The sequence below is a fragment of the Kribbella antibiotica genome (assembly GCF_004349055.1).
In the GTDB taxonomy this organism is placed as follows: Bacteria; Actinomycetota; Actinomycetes; order Propionibacteriales; family Kribbellaceae; genus Kribbella; species Kribbella antibiotica.
Genome location: NZ_SMKX01000275.1, coordinates 1 through 3,773 on the forward strand (window position 1 = coordinate 1; position 3,773 = coordinate 3,773).

Here is a 3,773-nt window from a genome sequence, read left to right on the forward strand (position 1 = left end):
GCCCTTGAGCACGCCGCGCATCTTTGGGTATCCACCGACCACGCACAGCACCCCGAAATGGTTGATGGGTTCTCAAAGTGGAGGTCCGTGCACAGAGAGCAGCGGACCGACCTTTGGGTACGAAGGGAAGGAGCGGCGGGTATGGAGAATTACGCGGGCGAGACGAAAACGATGATGTCGGTTTCTTCGCCAACGACCTTCGGCTCGGTCCAGCCGATGCGGCGGTAGAAGGCGAGGGTGTCGAAGTTCTGGTTCCAGGCGAGGAGCCAGGCGCGGGGATGTTCGGCGGTGGCGGTTGCCAGGAGCTTGCGGCCGAGGCCGGTGCCGCGGGCGTGTGCGCTGACGCCGAGCTCGTCGATCTCGAACGCACCGATCAGCAGCTCGTCGACCTGCTCAGCGCCAAGCCGCTTCAGCACACTCCCGTACGAGCGATCGGTCCGGAACGGCACAGGGGTCACCCACCCGGTGACGAAGCCGGCGATCCGGCCGTCGTCCGACCGCTCGATCCACGCCTGGAACCCGTCGCGGTGCGCGTCGCCTTCCAACCGTTGCCGGAAGGCGGCGCGGGTCTCCTCGACGCCGCGATGCTCGAACGGCGGTGCCGTGAATACCTCGACGTACGCCTCGGTGAACTCGTCGGCAATCTCCAGGATGTCTGCTCGATAGGTTTGCACCGAGCAACGCTAGCTCACCCTGGTGTCGCGGAGATTGTCTCCAGCTCGGCCCGGAACTGCGGCAGCATCCAGCGCAGCGGCTGGTCCAGAACCCGGCCGATCGTCGACTCGTCCACCTTGAGCAGGTTGGCGATCCGGGCGAGCGCATCCGCCTCGTCGGTCGCTGCATACAAGAGGTGCACGACCTCGTGCCGATGGGCAAATACGGCCAGGGCCGCAGAAGCCAGGCCGGCGTCCACTGTCGGTGGCGGTGCCGCCGCCGGCGGCCCGGACTCGGTCTCGTGCACGATTTCGATTTCCCCGTTGACTGTCACGCCATTCACAACCTGAGGAACCGCCGATCGGTTACGAACCCGGTAACCAGTCGACCTTCCCGATCAGGTACGTCGCCCCGACGAGCGCCACGATGTCGATCACCGTATGCGCCACCACCAGCGGCATCACGCGTCCCCACCGGCGATACAGGTAGCAGAAGATCACGCCCATGATCACGTTCCCGGCGAACCCGCCGGCCCCCTGATACAGGTGGTACGAACCGCGCAGGAGCGCACTGGCCGCCGTACTGCGCCGGACCGACCAGCCCAGCTGATCCAGCCGCCGGTTCAGGTACCCGAGCACGATCACTTCCTCCAGTACGGCGTTCTGCGCCGCCACCGCGATCAGAATCGGGATCCGCCACCAGTAGTCCGGCAACTGCGCCGGATCCACGCTCAAATTCGCCCCCGACGCATAAGCCAGCAGATAGAACACCAGCCCGGCCCCACCGATCACCGCCGCGACCGCAGTCCCCCGCCCGAGGTCCCGCAGCCGCTCCCGCAGATCGAAGCCGATCGTCCGCAGCGACTCACCACCCCGCAGCAGGAAGTGCCCCACCAACGCGACCGGCACCAGCGCTGTCACCACCGCGAACACCTGCCACGCCAGATCCAGCCACGGCCGCCCTGGCGCCCGCGACCCCACAATCACCGCCGTCTGCCCACTGATCGGCTTGGCCGAGGTCAGGATCCCGGTGAACGAAATGAGCGCCGCCACGCCAGAGGCCCCGAGAGAAAGCGCCAGCACCAGCCAGACCTCGCGCCCCAAGACCCGCCGCGACGGGAGTGCCACCTCTGCCGAAGTCGTCATACCGCCCACTATCCCCGCCCACTCCAGCCGCCCAGCCAACGACACCGTTCGCGACACCGGCCCGATTCTTAAGCTGCTTTGTGAATCGGTTGGCACACTGAGACCCAGGTACGTCGGATTCGGCGAGGAGGTCGTCTTATTGCTGCCCGCACCCCGGAGGTACTGGTCGTGGACGACGACGCTGCCCTCCGGCAGTCCCTGGAATTCGGGCTGAGCGCCGAGGGCTTCACCGTCCGCGCAGCGCCGACCGGTGAATCCGCGCTGGCCGCGATCGACTCGCGGCTGCCCGCAGTCGTCGTACTGGACGTGATGATGCCCGGCCTGAACGGCGTCGAGGTGGTCCGCCGGCTCCGCGCAGCCGGGCGCACGCTCCCGATCTGCATGCTGTCGGCCCGCGACGAGATCGACGACCGAGTGGCCGGGCTGGCGGCCGGGGCCGATGACTACGTGGTCAAGCCGTTCTCACTCGGTGAGCTCGCTGCCCGCCTGCACGCGCTGGTCCGCCTGCACGAGAGCAGCACTCAACGCGCGGTCGTCATCGGCGAGCTCGCAATCGAGCCAGTACGCCGTACTGCGACCAGATCCGGCCGCGATCTCGGCCTCACCACCCGCGAGTTCGACCTCCTGCTCGTCTGCGCGCAGCACTCCGGTCAGGTCCTCAGCCGCAGCCAGCTCCTCGAACAGGTCTGGGGCTACACGTGGGACGTTGACACGAACGTCGTCGACGTCTTCATCGGGTACCTGCGCCGCAAACTGGAGCTCGCCGGTGAGGACCGTCTGCTGCACACCGTCCGCGGTGTCGGATTCGTCCTGCGCCCATGAGGATTGGGCCGCGGAGCCTCCGGGCCCGGATCACCGCCAGCATCGCGCTGCTCGTGATGGTGGTGGTCGCGCTGACCGGCCTCATCATCGCCGTACGGATCGACCACCGCGACCGCACCGACCTCGACAACCAGCTCAGCTCCCGCGCGGCGAAGCTCCGTGGGGACGTGAGCAAGCTCCTGAACCAAGGCGACGGTCACCCCGGCGACGAGTACGGCGGCCTGCTCGTGGGGAGCCAGTCGCTCGTCCGCCTGATCCACGACGGCCAGGTCGACGCCCGCGGCGATCAGCCCACCGTCGACCTCCCCATCCCTGCTGCCGATGGCTACGTCACTCTCGAGGTCGGCGACCAGACCTGGCGCTCACTCACCCAGACCCTTGCCGATGGCAACCGTCTGCAAGTGCTCCAGGATCTCGGTCCGGTCGAGGAACGCCTGACCGCCAATGCGCAGCTGGTGACCGTGATCGCGATCGCTTCGACCGCCGCTGCCGGTTCCGGGGTGTGGCTGGTCATCACCGTGCTGCTCAGCCCGCTGCAGCGGCTGCGCGCCGGTGCCGCCGGGATCCGGAGCATGGACGAAGGCCAACGGCTGCCTGCCGAGTCCGGTACCCGCGAGGTCGCCGATCTCTCCGCCGCCCTCAACGACATGCTCGCCCAGCTCCAGACGAGCACCCAGTCCACCCGTCGCTTCACCGCCGACGCGGGCCACGAACTCCGGACTCCACTCACCACCCTCGGAGTCAACCTCGAGACCCTGTACCGCAATCCCGAACTCTCCGCCGACCAGCGGCAGCAGATCCTGACCGCCACCCTCGCCGAGCACACTCGCATCACCGCGCTCCTCGAAGGTCTGCAAACCCTCGCCCGCGGCGACGCCGGTGCCCTCCCCGCCCGCACGAACGTCGACATCACCGACCTCCTCGAAGAATCCGTACGGCGCGCCCGCCACCGGTACCCGGCCACCACCTTCCGGCTCACCGTCGACCACATGCGCCCACCAACCCTCGCCGGCTGGCAGGCCGGCCTCCGCACCGCCATCGACAACCTCCTCGACAACGCCGCCCTCCACGGCCGCCCCCAAGGCCGCGTCGACGTCATGCTCCACCGCGACAACCACCAGGCCTTCCTCACCATCGACGACGACGGCCCCG

5 protein-coding genes are annotated in these 3,773 nt (G+C 68.1%); 2 read left to right on the forward strand and 3 right to left on the reverse strand.

Features of this window, described 5'->3' with window-relative positions; all coding sequences use genetic code 11:
* Nucleotides 1–149 precede the first annotated feature (149 nt).
* The 3 genes from E1263_RS42000 to E1263_RS42010 are packed head-to-tail and all read right to left on the reverse strand — an operon-like array spanning nt 150 to nt 1,799.
* On the reverse strand, nt 150–674 hold the full coding sequence (locus E1263_RS42000) for a GNAT family N-acetyltransferase (RefSeq protein ID WP_132178003.1): 525 nt from the start codon (nt 672–674) through the stop codon (nt 150–152).
* A 14-nt stretch (nt 675–688) separates the two neighbouring features.
* Nucleotides 689–988 carry a hypothetical protein gene (locus tag E1263_RS42005; RefSeq protein ID WP_132178005.1) on the reverse strand — a complete coding sequence of 100 codons (300 nt, stop codon included), beginning with the start codon at nt 986–988 and terminating at the stop codon, nt 689–691.
* A gap of 31 nt (nt 989–1,019) precedes the next feature.
* Nucleotides 1,020–1,799 (reverse strand): CPBP family intramembrane glutamic endopeptidase, encoded by a 780-nt coding sequence (locus E1263_RS42010; protein ID WP_132178007.1) that lies wholly within the window; start codon nt 1,797–1,799, stop codon nt 1,020–1,022.
* 168 nt (nt 1,800–1,967) lie between these two features.
* Here E1263_RS42010 and E1263_RS42015 point away from each other — a divergent pair, with 168 nt between their 5' ends.
* Both E1263_RS42015 and E1263_RS42020 read left to right on the forward strand, forming a co-directional pair.
* Nucleotides 1,968–2,621: a response regulator transcription factor gene (locus E1263_RS42015; protein ID WP_272949735.1), complete on the forward strand. Its 654-nt coding sequence runs from the start codon at nt 1,968–1,970 to the stop codon at nt 2,619–2,621.
* Nucleotides 2,618–3,773, forward strand: a 1,156-nt coding sequence (locus E1263_RS42020; RefSeq protein ID WP_132178011.1) for a sensor histidine kinase, incomplete at its 3' end; no start/stop codon positions are given. The genes E1263_RS42015 and E1263_RS42020, both read left to right, overlap by 4 nt.